The organism is Microbacterium sp. NPDC089695, assembly GCF_044749085.1.
GTDB lineage: Bacteria > Actinomycetota > Actinomycetes > Actinomycetales > Microbacteriaceae > Microbacterium.
On the sequence record NZ_JBIVHG010000001.1, the window covers coordinates 1,451,381 to 1,467,098 of the forward strand.

Consider the following 15,718-nt stretch of genomic DNA (forward strand, 5'->3'; position numbering starts at 1 on the left):
GGATAGGGTTCTTACATGAGCTGGAAAGCGATGACTCCCGCCGAGGCGTGCGACCTCATGGACTTCTGGGCGGGCCTGTCCTGGCCTCTCACACGTGACGAGGCACAGCGCCTCGCGGTCGAGCGACTCGGATGGACGACCGAGGTCGACGGCGGCAAGTCGTATCTGATGAACACGGTCTCGGGGTTCACCGTGCCCGACGTCTCGACGATCGGCGCGCGCCGCCACCTCAACTACGTGAGCCTCCATCTCTCCGACGAGATCGCGGCTCCCTCGGCGCAGGAGTCCGCCGAGATGGGCGATGCGTTCGCGCTGATCGTGCGCGAGGGCACGACGCGCTGGGGTGCACCGGAGCATCGCGACGCTGCGGGCACGTCGTCCGCGATCTGGAGCACCGCCGACGGCGCCCGGATCTCGATCTCGCTCTCCGACGCGGGCATCCGCGGGATGTTCGAGACGCCGCAGGGTGTCGCGATCGAGCGCAGGCTGGGGCGCTGAGCGATGGCCACCTGGGAGGATTTCGGCGACGGGCTGACCGCCGCGTTGCGGCAGGTCGCGGATCGGGTGTTCCTCATCATCGCCTCGGAGGGCGACCCGACGCGGTACGTGCAGTTCGCCGGACAGCCGGGCCGTCTCGACGCCGAGGCCCCGTCGATCGACGTGGTGAGCGGTGCACGCGAGTCCGTGCTCGTCGACACCGGATGGACCCCGCCCGGGCCGGCACAGCCGAACTGGTCGTCTTCCCTGCCGCGCCCCGCGCTGACCGACGAGTACCGGGCGCTCGCGCAGCGGTGCGTCGCGGCGCTCCGCGACGCGTACGGCATCGAGAGCCCTGATGAGCTCGCCTACCGCGCCTGGCGCGACGCCGAACTCATCCCGGCCGGAGAGACCTGGTCGGAGGAGAGCATCGCGCGACTCGACCGCGGCGAAGACGCACTCGATCTGCCGATGCTCGGCCTGCCTGCGAACTGAGGCGCGTCAGCGCGCCGCGTCGGCGAGGTGCCGGGCGTTGTGGTTCAGCACCTTGACCATGATGCCGTGACGACGCAGCTCCGCCACCGTGCGGGCACCCTCGTCGGCATCGCGGCCCAGGGCGCGGATCGTGGCGACGACGAGCACATCGCCCTTGTTGAGCGTCGCGATGAGTCGAGCGAGGCGGTCGTTCCAGCTCTCCAGGATGTCGGGGGCCGGATGCCGGAATCCCTCGATCGGCACGCCGAAGCGGGTGAGGTCGTCGCGCTGCTCGACCACCGAGGGCATGTCGTCACGCGATACCACCAGGCCCACGAGGCGTGAGCCGTCGGGGCGGGCGAGCCAGAAGTCGCGGTTCTGCTGCAGCTCGGTGAAGCACTTCGGGCACTCGGCCGCGGCGTGCGGCAGATGCAGCGGGCTGGTCAGGGCCTCATCGACGGACGCCGTCGCAGTCGTGGGTTCTGTCGTCTCGCTCATCGCGCACCTCCGGCATCCATTCTGCCCTGAAAGCGCCGCGAACGGTGACCGATCAGAGCAGTCCGAGGGCGCGGACCGCGTCGCGTTCCTCCACGAGCTCGGCGACCGAGGCGTCGATGCGAACGCGCGCCCGCTCGCTCACGTCGAGTCCCTCCACGACCTGCCAGGCGCCGTCGACGGCACGCACGGGGAATGAGCACACGAGTCCCTCCGGCACTCCGTACTCGCCGCGAGAGACGACGCCGGCCGACGTCCAGTCGTCGGTGCCGTGCACCCAGTCGCGCACGTGGTCGAGCGCCGCGTTGGCGGCCGAGGCGACCGACGACGAGCCGCGCACCTCGATGATCTCGGCGCCGCGCTTCGCGACTCGCGGGATGAACGTGTCGTCGAGCCAGGTCGGCACGTCGCCCACGATGGCCTCGAGCGCGTCGGCGACGGGCCTGCCGGCGACGGTCGCGTGCGACACATCGGGGAACTGCGTCGCGGAGTGATTGCCCCAGATCGGCACGCGGCGCACGGTGTCGACCGGCACCGCGAGGGTCTGCGCGAGCTGTGCCCGCGCGCGGTTCTCGTCGAGGCGGGTGAGGGCGGTGAACCGCTCGGCGGGAACGCCGTCAGCGGATGCCGCGGCGATCAGCGCGTTCGTGTTCGCGGGGTTGCCGACCACCGTGACACGCACGCCCGGTGCGGCGTTCGCGGCGATCGCGGAGCCCTGCGGCCCGAAGATGCCGCCGTTCGCCGCGAGGAGGTCGCCGCGCTCCATGCCCGGTCCGCGCGGCCGCGCGCCCACGAGCAGGGCGAGGTCGCAGCCCTCGAAGGCCACGCCCGCGTCATCCGTCACCTCGACGTGGTCGAGCAGACCGAAGGCGCCGTCCTGCAGTTCCAGCGCGGCGCCCTCTGCCGCGCCCAGCCCCTGCGGGATCTCCAGCAGCCGCAGCCGCACCTTCTCGTCGGCGCCGAGCAGATCTCCTGCGGCGATGCGGAACAGCAGCGCGTAGCCGATCTGTCCGCCCGCGCCGGTGATGGTGATCGTGGTCGTCATGCGTCGAGCCTACGTCGCATCCCCTGCTCGGGGGCAGGCGTCGGGCCGGAGTACTCTCATGGCATGACCTTCAATCCCGACGCCGACGTCTCCGGCAGCACCGCCCGTCGCAAAGGCCGCGGCGCCGTCATCGCCGGCGCCGGCGGCGTCGGCATCCTGGGCATCATCGCTCTGATCGCGGGTCCGCTGCTCGGCGTCGACCTCACCGGTCTGCTCGGGGGCGGAGGAGGGGGCGGAGGCACGGAGCCCGCCGAGGGCAGCGTGATCGAGAACTGCCTCACGGGCGAGGACGCGAACGAGAGCGTCGACTGCCGCGTCGCGAGCTCTCAGCTCGCGCTCGACCAGTACTGGGGCGAGAACGTCGAGAACTACCGCGCGCCCGGGTTCACGATCGTCGACGGCGCCACGTCGACCGCCTGCGGCACGGCCTCGAACCAGGTCGGCCCGTTCTACTGCCCGCCCGACGAGACCGTCTACATCGACCCCACCTTCTTCCAGCTCATGCAGCAGCAGTTCGGGGCGTCGGCGGGCAACCTCGCGCAGCTGTACATCGTCGGGCACGAATGGGGTCACCACATCCAGAACATCACGGGTGTCATGACGCAGTACCCGAACAACGGCACCGGTCCCGACAGCAACGGCGTGCGCATCGAGCTGCAGGCCGACTGCTACGCCGGGGCGTGGATAGGGCAGATGACCGAGCAGGAGGATGCCAACGGCGTCCCGTACCTCGAGAAGCCGACCGAGTCGCAACTGCAGGATGCCGTCAACGCCGCGTACACGGTCGGCGACGACCACATCCAGGAGCAGTCCGGGTTCGTGAACCCCGAGAGCTTCACCCACGGCACGAGCGAGCAGCGGAAGTACTGGTTCGCGAGCGGTTACCAGAACGGGCTCGACGTCTGCGCGCAGCCGCTCACCCTCGCCGGCGACCGCCTCTGACTGGACACATCTCCCGACTCAGACGTCGGTGATGCTCGTCTTGCCGAGCGTCGCGGCGAGGTCGTGCTTCTTGGCGTCGAAGTAGCGGTCGGGGTCGAGCGTGATCGGCTCGCTGTCGAGCCACTGCACGTTGCCGTCGACGCGCAGCACGCCGATGTACATCGCGCGGTCGGCATCCGACGACCAGATCGTGAGCAGGCGTTCGTCTCCGGCATCCTTCTGCAGAGCGGCGAGAGCGGCGATCACACCCGCGCTGTCGGCACTGCCCTCGCGCAGGGCGGTGATCGCGCGGTCCACAGGGAATCGCGCGCTGAACCCGTGGATCACCGGGTTCAGCAGCACGCCGCCGCCCTTCACCCGCCATCGCCGTGCTCCGACGAAGATCATGATCACGCTCACGACGATGATGATGGGCGGCAGGGCGAAGGCGCCCGCGATCGCGAGTCCGCCGCGGATGCGTCCGCCGAGCATCTCCACCGTCGCGTCCGGATTCAGGTACACGAGCAGCGCCACGACGGCCATGCTCCCAGCGACGATCGCCCACCCCGTCGTCTTGCGCGGCGAGCGCTCCGAGACGAACAGGTCGGGACGTGTGGCGAACCACGCGTAGAGGTTCCGCGACTTCGACCGCAGGGGGGTGAAACTCATCCGTCCACGCTAGCGTGGAGTCGAGGTAATGCTTCGACCAGGGGGCCGATGACGATGAACCTGGATGCGCTGTATCCGCCGATCGAGCCGTACGACAGCGGCGAGCTGCTGGTCGGCGACGGCCATCGCGTCTACTGGGAGGTCAGCGGCAACCCGGAGGGCAAGCCCGTGGTGTTCCTGCACGGTGGTCCCGGCAGCGGCACCTCGCCCTGGCAGCGCCGGTTCTTCGATCCGGAGCGCTACCGCATCGTGCTGTTCGACCAGCGCGGATGCGGGCGAAGCACCCCGCACGCGAGCGCTCCCGACGCGGATCTCCGCCACATCACGACCGCGCACCTGATCGCCGACATCGAGCTGCTGCGCCGCAACCTCGGCATCGCCGCGTGGCAGGTCTTCGGCGGGTCGTGGGGGAGCGGACTCGCGCTCGCGTACGCGCAGGCGCACCCGGATGCCGTCACCGAGCTCGTTCTGCGCGGCATCTTCACGCTCCGTCGCGCCGAACTGGAGTGGTTCTACGAGGGCGGCGCCGCCGCGCTGTTCCCCGACCTGTGGGAGGAGTTCCTCGCGCCGATCCCGGTGCTGGAGCGCTCGCACATGATCCACGCGTACCACCGTCGACTCTTCGACGCCGACCCCGCGGTGCATGAGCCCGCAGCCGTCGCGTGGTCGCGCTGGGAGGCGTCGACCGTGACACTGCGATCCGACGCCGCGCAGATCGCCGCGATGTCCGATCCGCGCACGGCCACGGCCTTCGCCCGCATCGAGAACCACTTCTTCGTGCACGGCGGGTGGTGGCGCGAGGGGCAGCTGATCGACGAGGTCGCACGCATCCGCCACATCCCCGCCGTCATCGTGCAGGGGCGCCATGACGTGTGCACGCCGATGATGACCGCGTGGGATCTGCATCGCGAGTGGCCCGAGGCCGAGTTCGTCGTGGTCGACGACGCGGGTCACTCGGCGGCGGAGCCCGGCATCCAGAGCGCACTCCGGGCGGCGACCGACCGCTTCGCCGGCTGAGCACGCCACCGGCTGAGCGTCGAGGGCGTCAGGCGCGCAGCGCCCGGGCGAGCGTCTTCACGAGGCCGAGCACTCCGCCGTCGGCGCGGAAGCGCGTGAGCCCCTCGCTCACGGCCGCCCCCGTGCGCGCCGAGACGAACCAGGGCGGCGTGGGGAGGATCGTGAAGCGCCCGCCGCCGTTCACGACCGGGAGGGCGCGCGGGAGGGGGCGGAACGGCCCGCGCAGCACCGAGCGCTCCACGCGGTCGAGAAGCAGGGCGTTGTGCACGACGCCGATGCCGCTCCCGACGTCCTGGATCGTGTTCCCGGGGAACGCGCCCCACGACAGCGTGGGCGTGAGGAAGGCGAAGGCGGTCCACCCGTTGATCGCGATCGATCCGTAGCGCAGGGCGGTGATCGCACGCTCGAATCCGGCGCCCAGCGCCTTCTCGGTCGCCGGGTCGATCAGGAGGTTGGCGCCGAGCGTGCCCTGCAGCGCGTCGTTCGCATGGGCCACGGCCGCGTCGAGGAACTCCTGGCCGGTGCCGGGCAGGCCCACGATGCCGAGCACGGGCGAGAAGTATTCCGTGTTCTCGAGCGCGCTCGCGTCGTCACCCGCACCGATGTCGACCAGCATCCGGTCGCCGAGCACGAGGGCGTCGGGATACGCGTCGCTCGCGAACTCCATGCGCGACGTCGATCCGGGGTACCAGATCGGCCGCTCGGGCGCGTTCGCGTACGCCCGGCGGAGAGCGGCACGGAAGGCGTCGGCCTGATCCCAGTCCTCCGACAGGATCACGACCTGGCCTGCGATGCAGTTGTGGCCGCCGTTCTGTAGGCGCATGGTCGCGATGTGCTCGGCCTGGTACGCGAGGTCGGCTTCGGTCCACCGGCCGGGCACGACGATGATCGGCGAGACCCCGCCGAGCTCGGCCGTGATCGGCTTCTTCAGCTGCGGTCGGTCCTCCCGGCGTCGTCGGGTCGCGGCGGAGCCGGTGCCCCACACGATCGCGTCGAAGGTCGCCGCGGATCCGGTGATGTGCACGTGCACGAGGTCGCGATGCCCGGTGAGGTAGGCGCCGACAGCCGGGCCGCCGCGCACGATGCGCAGGAACCCGGGGCCGATGAGCGGGGCGAGCGCGCGCGTGAACACCGGCACGAGAGCATCCTGGGTCGGGTTGACCTTGAGCAGCGCCGTGCGGTTGTGCGCGAGCAGTTCGTACAGCACGTCGAGCACCGGGATGGAGGTGACGTTGCCCGCGCCGAGCACGAGCCCGACCCCGCCGGATGCGGTCGGCGTGCGCTGCGCGAGGCCGGCTGCCGCCCTGGCGTCGTTCGGTGTGACCCCGGGCTCGAGCCAGACCTCGCCGGTGAAGCCCGAGAGCAGGAAGCGGTCGATGCCGGTGAGCGGGAAGGCGTGCACGCGGGTGCGTCCGCCGGGCGCGCGATCGATGCGCACGTCGTCGAGCGGATTGCGTCCTGCGGCGAGCCGCGACAGCGTCTCGATCGACGCGTCGAGGTAACCGAGCACGGCGTACGGTCCGCTCAGCCACTCCTCGCCCCGGAGCGGATGCCGGGCGTCCAGACCCTTCGACGCCGCGGCCGTGACGGCCCAGTCCTCGGCCGCGGCGGCGACGTTCGTGCGGACGGCGCGCAGCAGCGTGATCCGCTGGGCAAGCGTCAGGGCGGCCCACGTCGCGGCGCCTGTGCCGAGGTCGGCGATCGCGTCGTCCAGCCGAGCCCGCTCCGCCTCATCGATCGACGGCGCGGTCGTGCGCGGCTTCGCCGAGGCCTTCGCGGGCGCGGAACGGGTGGTCGCAGAAGTCATCGGCGTCTCCTTCGGACGGGTCTCCAGCTTAAGCCGCGGGTTCCTGATCGATGTCTGCGCGGCGAAGCCGGTAGCCGCGCAGCGTCAGCAGGCTCGCCGCCATGAGAACCGCGGGCAGGATGCTGAAGCTCAGCACGATCCCGACCACGGCGGCGGGTGGCTGGGTCGTCGTGGTGCCCGCGACGGTCGACACGTACCCGGTGGCGGCGAGGGTCAGCGACACGACCGACGCGCCCAGGGCGAACCCGATCGTCTCGCCCGCGGTCCAGATGCCGGTGAAGCTGCCCGCGCGGCCGGGCCCGTTCGCACGTCGATCGTGCGAGATCACGTCGGGCAGCATGGCCATGGGCAGGCACTGCAGGCCCGCGTAGGCGACGCCGGCGACGGCCACGGATGCGTGGATCCAGGCGCCCGGTGCCCATGCCGCGCCGATGATCGTCGCCGACGCGATCAGGAACAGCGCCCCGGCGGCCGCGAACGCGCGCTCCTTGCCGACTCGGCGGGCGATGAGCGTCCAGAGCGGCGTCGCCACGAGCGCCGGGCCCACCAGCGCCGCGAACAGGAAGGTCACCGCTCCTTCGGCGCGCAGCACCCAGGTCGCGACGTACTGGGCGGCGGCGAGCATGGTGCCCGTCGCGAGAGCCTGCAGCAGGAAGGTCGACAACAGCGCCCGGAACGGCTGACTGCCGCGCAGCGTCCGGATGGCGTCCGCGTACTGGGCGCGGAGGCAGGGGGCATGGCCGACCGACGCTCGAGCGACGGGCGACGGTGCGGATGCCGGGGTGCGCCGCGCCGCGGCATCCGCCGTCCTCGCCGCGACGAGCATCCCGGCGCCGATCACGATGCCGGCGACGACGCCCATCACGAGGTATCCGGTGACCTGGTCGGGCCCGGCGCCGCGGAGCTCGGGTCCGCCGGCGCCGAACAACAGGATGGCGGCGGTCAGGACGATGACGCGCCAGCCGAGCAGTCGCGTGCGCTCGTCGTAGCTGTCGGTCAGCTCGGCCGGGAGCGCGACGTACGGCACCTGGAACAGGCTGAACGCGGTGGCGGTGGCGAGGAACGCGAGCAGCACGCACGTCGCGCCGGCGGCCGGGCCCCACGACGGCGGCACCGCGAACGTCAGTGCGAAGAACAGCGGCAGCGAGAGCGCGCCGATCACCATGAAGCCGCGACGGGATCCGGTGCGCGCGAGCTGCCGGTCGGAGGCGGCCCCGATCACCGGGTCGATCACCACGTCCCAGATCTTCGCGAGAGTGACGATGAGCCCGGCGGCGAGGGCCGCGACGCCGAGGTTGTCGGTGAGGAAGTACGTGAGCACCAGGCCCGGCAACGTGGCGTACCCGCCCGTGCCGAGCGAGCCGACCGCGTAGAGGGCGATCGTGCGCGCGGGAAGGCGGGAGGTCGCCCTGTCGGGCCGAGCCGCGGTGCTCATCGCGCCAGTGTAGCGGCGGCGCGGAGCCTAGGCGTCAGATGAGCGAGAGCTCGCGGAGCTTGGCCTCGACGTCGGCGTTGGACGGCTCGACGTGGTGCGAGGAGTCGGGGTACAGCACGACCGGGATGTTCGTACGGCCCGAGATCTCCTTCGCGACGTCGGCAGCCGAGGGGTCGGCCACGAGGTCGACGTAGGTGTACTCGACGCCGAGTTCGTCGAGCTGCTTCTTGGTGCGGATGCAGTCGCGGCACCAGTCGGCGCCGAACATCGTGATCGCGGAATCTGCGGGAGAGGTCATGCTTCCAGGGTACGGCGAGTCGAGGGCTCCGGCGCCGGATCACGACACGGAGGTTGATGAGTAAGGCAAGCCTTACCTATACTGATCGGCATGAGCGCGTGCGAGCATCTCGTGGATCCGGACTGGGAGAACATCCAGGGGGCGTTCCTCGTCGCGGGGGATGCGGCGGACGTCGCGGTGATCGCCGGCATCGCGGCCCGGCTGCCCTGGGACGCCGAGGGCGTGATCCTCGTCGAGGCCGCTGCGCGCATCCAGTTCCGCCACATCGACGTCCCGGAGGGTGTCTCGGTGCGGTGGCTGCTGCGCGGCGACGGCGTGCGTCAGCACGCCAAGGGCGAGCGGCTCGCGAACGCCGTGCACTCCTGGTGCGTGGAGTGGACGTGCTCGGAGCCGCCGGCGCAGTGGACGGTCTGGCTCGGTGCGCACACCCCGCCGCACGTCGCCCGCATGGCGCGCAGCCTGCTCGGCGTCGCGCTCTGACCGTTCGGCGACCTCCCGCGGTCTGCGGCTGAGGGCGCCCCGCCGGCGCACGGCCCGTTTCGGGGCGGACCGTGCGCGGCTCGGCGGGTCAGCGGGCCGCGAGTGCGGGTGCCGCTGCGGCGGTGGCCCCGGAGGAGATCGCATCGAGAGCGCGTCGCAGCGACGAGCTCGAGGTGTGCGCGGTGTACGGGAAGTAGACGACCTCGACGCCGACCTGGGCGAACTCGCGCTCGAGGCGCAGACCCTTGTCGGTGCCGCGCCAGTCGTCGCCCTTGAAGAAGTGCGTGAAGTGCACGTCGTTCCACGAGTCCATCTTCGACGGCGTGGTCTCGACGTACACATCGTCGACGAACGAGATGTGCTTGACGATCTCGACGCGCTCCGCTGTCGGGATGACGGGCTCGATGCCCTTCACCTGACGCAGCATCTCGTCGCTGACGACCCCGGCGATCAGGATGTCGCACTGCTGCTTGGCGTGACGAAGAAGGTTCAGATGCCCGACGTGAAACAAGTCGAAGGCACCAACGGCATAGCCGATGCGCTGCATGATCTCCCCAGATCAAGTAGTTCCCCAGAGAGCGGATCCCCATCCGCTCAGCGACTCCCACAGCCGCATTCGGGCAGTCTAGCAGGATCCGGTTTCGCTGCCCATAGCAACCCGTGGAACTATGGATGCCGCAGCGGGTGCCGCCGCGGTCGAAGGGGGAACTCGTGCAGTCAGCGGTCACGGTGATCGTGCCGACGTTCAACGAGCGCGACAACGTCGCGGAGCTCGTCGCACGCACCTCCGCCGCGCTCGCCGGCCACGACGCCGAGATCCTCTTCGTCGACGACAGCACCGATGACACCGCCGCCGAGGTCGAGCGCGTCGCGGCGACGGCATCCGTGCCGGTGCGCGTCATCCACCGTGCCGACAACAGCGGCGGACTCGGCGGGGCCGTGGTGGTCGGACTGGGGGCCGCCTCGCACGACCTGTGCATCGTGATGGACGGCGACCTGCAGCATCCGCCCGAGCTCCTCCCCGCCCTGATCGAGAGGCACGCGGCGGGGGACTCCGACGTGGTCGCGGCGTCGCGCTACATCGGCGGCGGCGACACGAGCGGCCTCGGCACGGCCATGCGCTTCGGCGTCTCGCGCGCCGCGACATGGCTCACCCGTGCGATGTTCCCGATCCGCCTCGCGCGCAGCAGCGATCCGATGACCGGGTTCTTCCTCGTCGATCGCACGCGCCTCGACCTGCCGACGCTCAAGCCGCAGGGCTTCAAGATCCTGCTCGAGATCCTCGCCCGCACGGATCTGCGCATCGCCGAGGTGCCCATGGAGTTCGCGGAGCGCCGCCACGGCACCTCCAAGGCGAGCCTGCGCCAGGGCGCGACGTTCATCGCGCACCTCGCGCGCCTGCGCTTCGGCAAGATGTCGTTGTTCGCCCTGATCGGCGTGATCGGGGCGGTCGCGAACCTCGGCATCATGTGGGCGCTCACCGCGGCCGGCGTGCCCTACGTGTGGGCGGCGATCGTCGGCGCCGAGGTCACGATCATCGGCAACTTCATCCTGCAGGAGCGCTACGTCTTCGCCGACATGCGCACGGGCGCACGCGCGCTCTGGGTGCGCTTCGCCACATCGTTCGCGTTCAACAACGTCGAGGCCGCGCTGCGCATCCCGGTGATGGCGCTCATGGTCGAGACCTGGCACATCTCGAGCGTCCTCGCGACGGCGCTCTCGCTCATCGTCGCGTTCTTCGCGCGCTTCCTGTTCCACTCGCTCGTGGTCTACGCGCCCTCGCGGAGGAGGCCGACGGATGCCGGTGAGCCGAAGCCCGACACGGCGACCCTGCGGGTGATCCGCGCGATCGACGCCGAGGCGATGAAGCCGGGCGAGCTCTAGGAGCCGGGCGCGCTCTCGGACCCGGGCGCGCTCTCGGATCCGGGCGATCGATCGGCCGCGAGGTACGCCTCGAGCGCCTCTGCGCCGTCGCGCGGCGTCCACCCGGTCGCGGTGACCCGCGTGAGGTCGAGCACGCTGTTGCGGGGGCGCGGTGCCACCGGGGCGTCCTGGCCCGCGAAGTACTCCTCGGTCGTCACGGCCGTGACGGACTCCGCGTCGTGCCCCGTGAGGCGGTACACCGTGCGGGCGATGTCGGCCCAGGACTGCGGAGTACCCGCACCCGTGACGTTGTAGACGCCGTACGGCGCCTGCGTCGACAGCAGGTGCACGATCGCTGCGGCGAGGTCGTCGGTGAACGTGAGGCGGCCGATCTGGTCGCCGACCACACGCGGCGCCACGCCGCGGTCGGCCAGCGAGGCCATGGTGCGCACGAAGTTGCGGCCGTCGCCGATCACCCACGAGGTGCGCACGACATAGTGCCGGGGCACGGTCGCTGCGACCACGTCGCCGGCGGCCTTCGTCTGCCCGTAGACGCCGAGCGGCGCGAGTGCGTCGGCCTCGGTGTAGGCGTCGGGGTTCGAGCCGTCGAAGACGTAGTCGCTCGAGACGTGCACGAGGGTGATGCCGTTCTCGGTCGCGATGCGTGCGAGCGCGGCGACGCCCGACGCGTTCGCGCTCCACGCCGCTGCGCGACCGTCGGCCGTCTCGGCGAGGTCGACCGCGGTGTAGGCGGCGGCGTTGACGATGGCGCCGTAGTCGCGCCATCGTCGGGCGGTGGCGAGGTCGGGGGAGGAGAGGTCGAGGTCTGCCCTCGTCGCGTACTCGACGTGCGCGCCGTCGCCGAGCGCGGTGCGCAGTGCGCGCCCCAGCTGCCCGGAGGCCCCCAGGACGAGCGTCGTGCGCGGCGGGATCGGTGCGACGTCGGCGAGGCGCGGGTGAGCCAGGTCCTTCGCGGAGATCTCGACCTCGGCGAGCGGGATCGGCCAGTCGATCGCGGCCGTCTCGTCGGCCAGGTTGAGGAACGAGTACGCGGCGTCGGGAGACCAGTGGTCGTTCACCAGGTACGTATACGCGGTGTCAGCCTCGAGCGTCTGGTACGAGTTGCCCACCCCGCGCGGCACCAGGATCGCGCGAGAGGGATCGATCTCCGCCGTGAAGACCGCGCCGAACGACTCGCCCTCGCGCAGATCGACCCAGGCGCCGAAGATGCGGCCGGTCGCGACCGAGACCCACTTGTCCCACGGCTCGGCGTGGATGCCCCGGGTCGTGCCGACCGCGTCGTTGAACGACACGTTGTTCTGCACCGGGCCGAAGTCGGGGAGCCCCGCGGCGACCATCTTCTCGCGCTGCCAGTTCTCCTTGAACCACCCGCGGGAGTCGCCGTGCACCGGCAGGTCGACCAGCAGCAGGCCGGGGATCGTCGTCTCGGTGACGGCGAGCGCCTTGCCGAACGCCGTCATCACTGCCCCTTGGCGGCGTAGAACGACTCGGTGGCGTCTTTCGACGGCGCCCACCACGCCTCGTTCGCGCGGTACCACTCGATGGTCGATGCGAGGCCGGACTCGAAGTCGGAGAACTGCGGACGCCAGCCCAGCTCGGTGCGCAGCTTGGTCGAGTCGATCGCATAGCGCAGGTCGTGCCCCGCGCGATCGGTCACGTGGTCGTATGCGTCGGCCGGCTGCCCCATCTGCGTCAGGATCAGCTCGACGACCGACTTGTTGTCCTTCTCGCCGTCGGCGCCGATCAGATAGGTCTCGCCGATCGCGCCCTTCTCGAGGATCGTGAGCACGGCGGACGAGTGGTCGTCGGCGTGGATCCAGTCGCGCACGTTCTGACCCGCCCCGTAGAGCTTGGGACGGATGCCGCGGATCACGTTGGTGATCTGGCGCGGGATGAACTTCTCGACGTGCTGGTAGGGCCCGTAGTTGTTCGAGCAGTTCGAGATGGTCGCCCGCACGCCGAACGACCGCACCCAGGCGCGCACGAGCAGGTCGCTGCCGGCCTTGGTCGAGGAGTACGGCGACGAGGGGTTGTACGGCGTCGACTCGGTGAAGCGCGCGGGGTCGTCGAGCTCGAGGTCGCCGTACACCTCGTCGGTCGAGATGTGGTGGAAGCGGCGGTCATGCCGACGCGCGGCCTCCAGGAGCGTGTACGTGCCGACGATGTTCGTGTCGAGGAACGGGCGCGGGTCGTGCAGCGAGTTGTCGTTGTGCGACTCGGCCGCGTAGTGCACCACGGCGTCGGCATCCGCGAACAGGCGGTCGACGAGCGCGGCATCCGCGATGTCGCCCTCCACCAGCTCGACGCGATCGGCGGGAAGACCCTCGAGCGAGGCGCGGTTGCCCGCGTAGGTGAGCTTGTCGAGCACCGTGACGTGCGCGTCGGTGTGCGCGATCACGTGGTGCACGAAGTTCGAGCCGATGAAGCCGGCGCCGCCGGTGACGAGCAGACGGGTCATGAGCGACCCCTTTCGAGCAGGGCGAGCAGGTACGAACCGTATCCGGACTTCACGAGGGCCTCCGCGCGCGTGCGCAGCTGCTCGTCGTCGAGGAAGCCCTGCCGCCACGCGACCTCCTCGGGCACGCCGATCTTCATGCCGGTGCGGCGCTCCATCGTGCGCACGTAGTCGGCGGCGTCCGTCATCTGGTCGAAGGTCCCGGTGTCGAGCCACGCGGTCCCGCGGGGGAGCACCTCGACCTGGAGCTTGCCGCGCCGCAGATACTCGCGGTTCACGTCGGTGATCTCGTACTCGCCGCGTGCGCTCGGCTCGAGGGCGCGGGCGATCTCGACGACGTCGTTGTCGTAGAAGTAGAGGCCGGGCACCGCGTAGTTGCTCTGCGGATGCGTGGGCTTCTCTTCGAGCGACACGGCTTGACCATCAGCGTCGAACGAGACCACGCCGTACGCCTCGGGCTCGGCGACCCAGTACGCGAAGACCGCGCCGCCGTCGATCTCGGAGAAGCGCTTGAGCTGCGTACCGAGGCCGGGACCGTAGAGCAGGTTGTCGCCGAGCACCAGCGCGACGCGGTCGTCGCCGATGAAGTCCGCGCCGATCGTGAAGGCCTGCGCGAGTCCGTCGGGAGATTCCTGCTGGGCGAACGAGAGCGATATGCCGAACTGCGAGCCGTCGCCCAGCAGCCTCTCGAAGTGCGCCGCGTCGTGCGGCGTGGTGATCACGAGGATCTCGTCGATGCCCGCGAGCATCAGGGTCGACAGCGGGTAGTAGACCATCGGCTTGTCGTAGACGGGGATGAGCTGCTTCGAGACGCCCAACGTGATCGGATGCAGGCGTGTGCCGGATCCGCCCGCGAGAATGATGCCCTTCATGGTCCCCCTCGAGAAACGTCGATGTCCGTGGGCGTCGCAGAACGGGCGGCCTTCCCCTGCCGCCGACGACCCCCACAGTCGTACCGTCGACTCTAGCGCGTGGTCCCGCGTGGCAGGATGTCGGTCGGGGAGGCGAGATGAAACGCAAGGCCGTGGGGGCCGTGATCGCCCAGGCCGCTCAGGCCGCGATCGGCCTGCTGCTGCAGATCCTGGTGGCGAGGCTGCTCGGCATCGAGGAGTACGGCCGCTTCGCGATCCTGTACGGAGTCGTGATCGTCGCGACGGCCGTGGTGACGGGACTGGTCGGGGATTCCCTCGTGGTGCTCGACCGTGCGTCACGGTCGATCAGGGCGGGTCTGCAGGCGGTGCTGCTCGTCACGGCGACGCTGCTCGCGATCGGCGCGTTCCTCATCGCCTGGCTCACCGGGTTCTCCGATGCGGTCGAGGCGCTGGTGTTCGCGGTCGCGCTCGCCGCGTTCGCCGTCGAGGAGATCGTCCGGCGTCTGCTCATCGCGCACATGTCGTTCGTCCGCACGGCCGTCACCGACGTCTGCGGGTTCGTCGTCGCCCTCGCGATCATCCTGGGTGTGCATCTGGCGGACGCGCTGTCGCTGACCACCTTCCTCCTCGGCATCGCGGCCGGACAGGTCGTCGCCACGGTCATCGGGTGGTTCCTCGTCCCGCGCGGTGATCGTCACTTGGTGGGTCTGCGCGGCGCCGACATGGGCGCCGTCTGGCGCTACGGCGTGTGGCGGGGCCTGCAGCAGGTGCTCAGGCCGAGCCTGTTCACCGTCACGCGGCTCCTCGTGCTCGCAGGATCGGGTCTGGTCGCGGTCGGTCTGCTCGAGGCGGCACGCACGTACACCTCGCCGCTGATCCTCGTGATCGGCGGGCTGTCGTCCTTCCTGTTCGTGCGCTTCGCCGACCAGCACAAGGCGGGGCGCAGCGGCACCGTCCGCGAGGCGGATCGCGTCGTCGGTCTCCTCCTCCTGGGGACCGTGGCGATGAGCGCGATCGCCGTCGTGCTGATCCCTTGGGTGAGCCCTCTCCTGTTCGACGTGACCGTCGACCCGCTCGCTGTGATCGCCTGGCTCGCCTACGGCATGTCCGTGGCGATCGTGACGCCCTACGGAGCGCTCGGTGCGGTCGGGGGTCGTCAGATCCCCGTCTTCCTGATCCGCCTCAGCGACACCCTGCTGGCGGTCGGCGTCGTGATCGTCATGATCATGCTCGGTGCGGAGGCCTCGGCGCTGCCGTTCGGCCTCGCGGCCGCATCTCTACTCGGCGGCATCGGGCTGCGCTGGCTCGTGCTCTCCACGGGGCGCTCGGAGAACCCGGGGACGTAGACGGGCCGCCGGGGTGCGAATGATAGGTTTAGGCCTGTCTTCG

17 protein-coding genes are annotated in these 15,718 nt (G+C 70.5%); 7 read left to right on the plus strand and 10 right to left on the minus strand.

Annotated elements, in window-relative coordinates:
• Nucleotides 1–15: 15 nt before the first annotated feature.
• The gene (locus ACIPYT_RS07070) at nt 16–498 is read left to right on the plus strand and encodes a DUF6301 family protein (protein WP_401072012.1); all 483 of its coding nucleotides are present in this window, start codon (nt 16–18) and stop codon (nt 496–498) included.
• A 3-nt stretch (nt 499–501) separates the two neighbouring features.
• Entirely contained in the window at nt 502–972 is a 471-nt protein-coding gene (locus ACIPYT_RS07075) for a TY-Chap domain-containing protein (RefSeq protein ID WP_401072014.1), read from the plus strand.
• 6 nt (nt 973–978) lie between these two features.
• Here ACIPYT_RS07075 and ACIPYT_RS07080 read toward each other — a convergent pair whose 3' ends face one another.
• Both ACIPYT_RS07080 and ACIPYT_RS07085 read right to left on the minus strand, forming a co-directional pair.
• On the minus strand, nt 979–1,449 hold the full coding sequence (locus ACIPYT_RS07080) for a recombinase family protein (RefSeq protein WP_401072016.1): 471 nt from the start codon (nt 1,447–1,449) through the stop codon (nt 979–981).
• 52 nt (nt 1,450–1,501) lie between these two features.
• On the minus strand, nt 1,502–2,491 hold the full coding sequence (locus tag ACIPYT_RS07085; RefSeq protein ID WP_401072018.1) for a malate dehydrogenase: 990 nt from the start codon (nt 2,489–2,491) through the stop codon (nt 1,502–1,504).
• Between the two features lie 63 nt (nt 2,492–2,554).
• Between ACIPYT_RS07085 and ACIPYT_RS07090 the strand changes: the two genes are divergently transcribed.
• On the plus strand, nt 2,555–3,433 hold the full coding sequence (locus ACIPYT_RS07090) for a neutral zinc metallopeptidase (protein WP_401072020.1): 879 nt from the start codon (nt 2,555–2,557) through the stop codon (nt 3,431–3,433).
• Between the two features lie 18 nt (nt 3,434–3,451).
• Here ACIPYT_RS07090 and ACIPYT_RS07095 read toward each other — a convergent pair whose 3' ends face one another.
• On the minus strand, nt 3,452–4,081 hold the full coding sequence (locus ACIPYT_RS07095; protein WP_401072022.1) for a hypothetical protein: 630 nt from the start codon (nt 4,079–4,081) through the stop codon (nt 3,452–3,454).
• A gap of 48 nt (nt 4,082–4,129) precedes the next feature.
• Between ACIPYT_RS07095 and pip the strand changes: the two genes are divergently transcribed.
• Nucleotides 4,130–5,098, plus strand: coding sequence for a prolyl aminopeptidase (gene pip / locus ACIPYT_RS07100; protein ID WP_401072024.1), 969 nt, complete (start codon nt 4,130–4,132; stop codon nt 5,096–5,098).
• 28 nt (nt 5,099–5,126) lie between these two features.
• Here pip and ACIPYT_RS07105 read toward each other — a convergent pair whose 3' ends face one another.
• The 3 genes from ACIPYT_RS07105 to ACIPYT_RS07115 are packed head-to-tail and all read right to left on the minus strand — an operon-like array spanning nt 5,127 to nt 8,638.
• Nucleotides 5,127–6,905: an aldehyde dehydrogenase family protein gene (locus ACIPYT_RS07105; RefSeq protein ID WP_401072026.1), complete on the minus strand. Its 1,779-nt coding sequence runs from the start codon at nt 6,903–6,905 to the stop codon at nt 5,127–5,129.
• A gap of 28 nt (nt 6,906–6,933) precedes the next feature.
• Entirely contained in the window at nt 6,934–8,340 is a 1,407-nt protein-coding gene (locus ACIPYT_RS07110) for an MFS transporter (RefSeq protein WP_401072028.1), read from the minus strand.
• A 34-nt stretch (nt 8,341–8,374) separates the two neighbouring features.
• Entirely contained in the window at nt 8,375–8,638 is a 264-nt protein-coding gene (locus ACIPYT_RS07115) for a glutaredoxin family protein (protein WP_401072030.1), read from the minus strand.
• 90 nt (nt 8,639–8,728) lie between these two features.
• Here ACIPYT_RS07115 and ACIPYT_RS07120 point away from each other — a divergent pair, with 90 nt between their 5' ends.
• Nucleotides 8,729–9,118 (plus strand): SIP domain-containing protein, encoded by a 390-nt coding sequence (locus ACIPYT_RS07120; RefSeq protein WP_401072032.1) that lies wholly within the window; start codon nt 8,729–8,731, stop codon nt 9,116–9,118.
• Nucleotides 9,119–9,206: 88 nt separating this feature from the next.
• Here the strand turns inward: ACIPYT_RS07120 and ACIPYT_RS07125 are convergent, their stop codons facing one another.
• Nucleotides 9,207–9,665, minus strand: coding sequence for an adenylyltransferase/cytidyltransferase family protein (locus ACIPYT_RS07125; protein WP_401072034.1), 459 nt, complete (start codon nt 9,663–9,665; stop codon nt 9,207–9,209).
• A gap of 125 nt (nt 9,666–9,790) precedes the next feature.
• Here ACIPYT_RS07125 and ACIPYT_RS07130 point away from each other — a divergent pair, with 125 nt between their 5' ends.
• Nucleotides 9,791–11,002: a glycosyltransferase gene (locus ACIPYT_RS07130; protein WP_401072036.1), complete on the plus strand. Its 1,212-nt coding sequence runs from the start codon at nt 9,791–9,793 to the stop codon at nt 11,000–11,002.
• On the opposite strand, the gene ACIPYT_RS07135 is transcribed toward ACIPYT_RS07130, so the two are convergent.
• The 3 genes from ACIPYT_RS07135 to rfbA are packed head-to-tail and all read right to left on the minus strand — an operon-like array spanning nt 10,999 to nt 14,329.
• The gene (locus ACIPYT_RS07135) at nt 10,999–12,462 is read right to left on the minus strand and encodes a sugar nucleotide-binding protein (RefSeq protein WP_401072038.1); all 1,464 of its coding nucleotides are present in this window, start codon (nt 12,460–12,462) and stop codon (nt 10,999–11,001) included. The genes ACIPYT_RS07130 and ACIPYT_RS07135 overlap by 4 nt on opposite strands.
• On the minus strand, nt 12,462–13,460 hold the full coding sequence (gene rfbB, locus ACIPYT_RS07140) for a dTDP-glucose 4,6-dehydratase (protein ID WP_401072040.1): 999 nt from the start codon (nt 13,458–13,460) through the stop codon (nt 12,462–12,464). Before rfbB ends, ACIPYT_RS07135 begins: the two co-directional genes overlap by 1 nt.
• A complete protein-coding gene (gene rfbA / locus ACIPYT_RS07145) occupies nt 13,457–14,329 on the minus strand; it encodes a glucose-1-phosphate thymidylyltransferase RfbA (protein WP_401072042.1) in 873 nt (290 codons plus the stop codon). Before rfbA ends, rfbB begins: the two co-directional genes overlap by 4 nt.
• A 137-nt stretch (nt 14,330–14,466) precedes the next feature.
• Here rfbA and ACIPYT_RS07150 point away from each other — a divergent pair, with 137 nt between their 5' ends.
• Nucleotides 14,467–15,675, plus strand: coding sequence for a hypothetical protein (locus tag ACIPYT_RS07150; protein WP_401072044.1), 1,209 nt, complete (start codon nt 14,467–14,469; stop codon nt 15,673–15,675).
• The last annotated feature ends 43 nt before the right edge of the window (nt 15,676–15,718 follow it).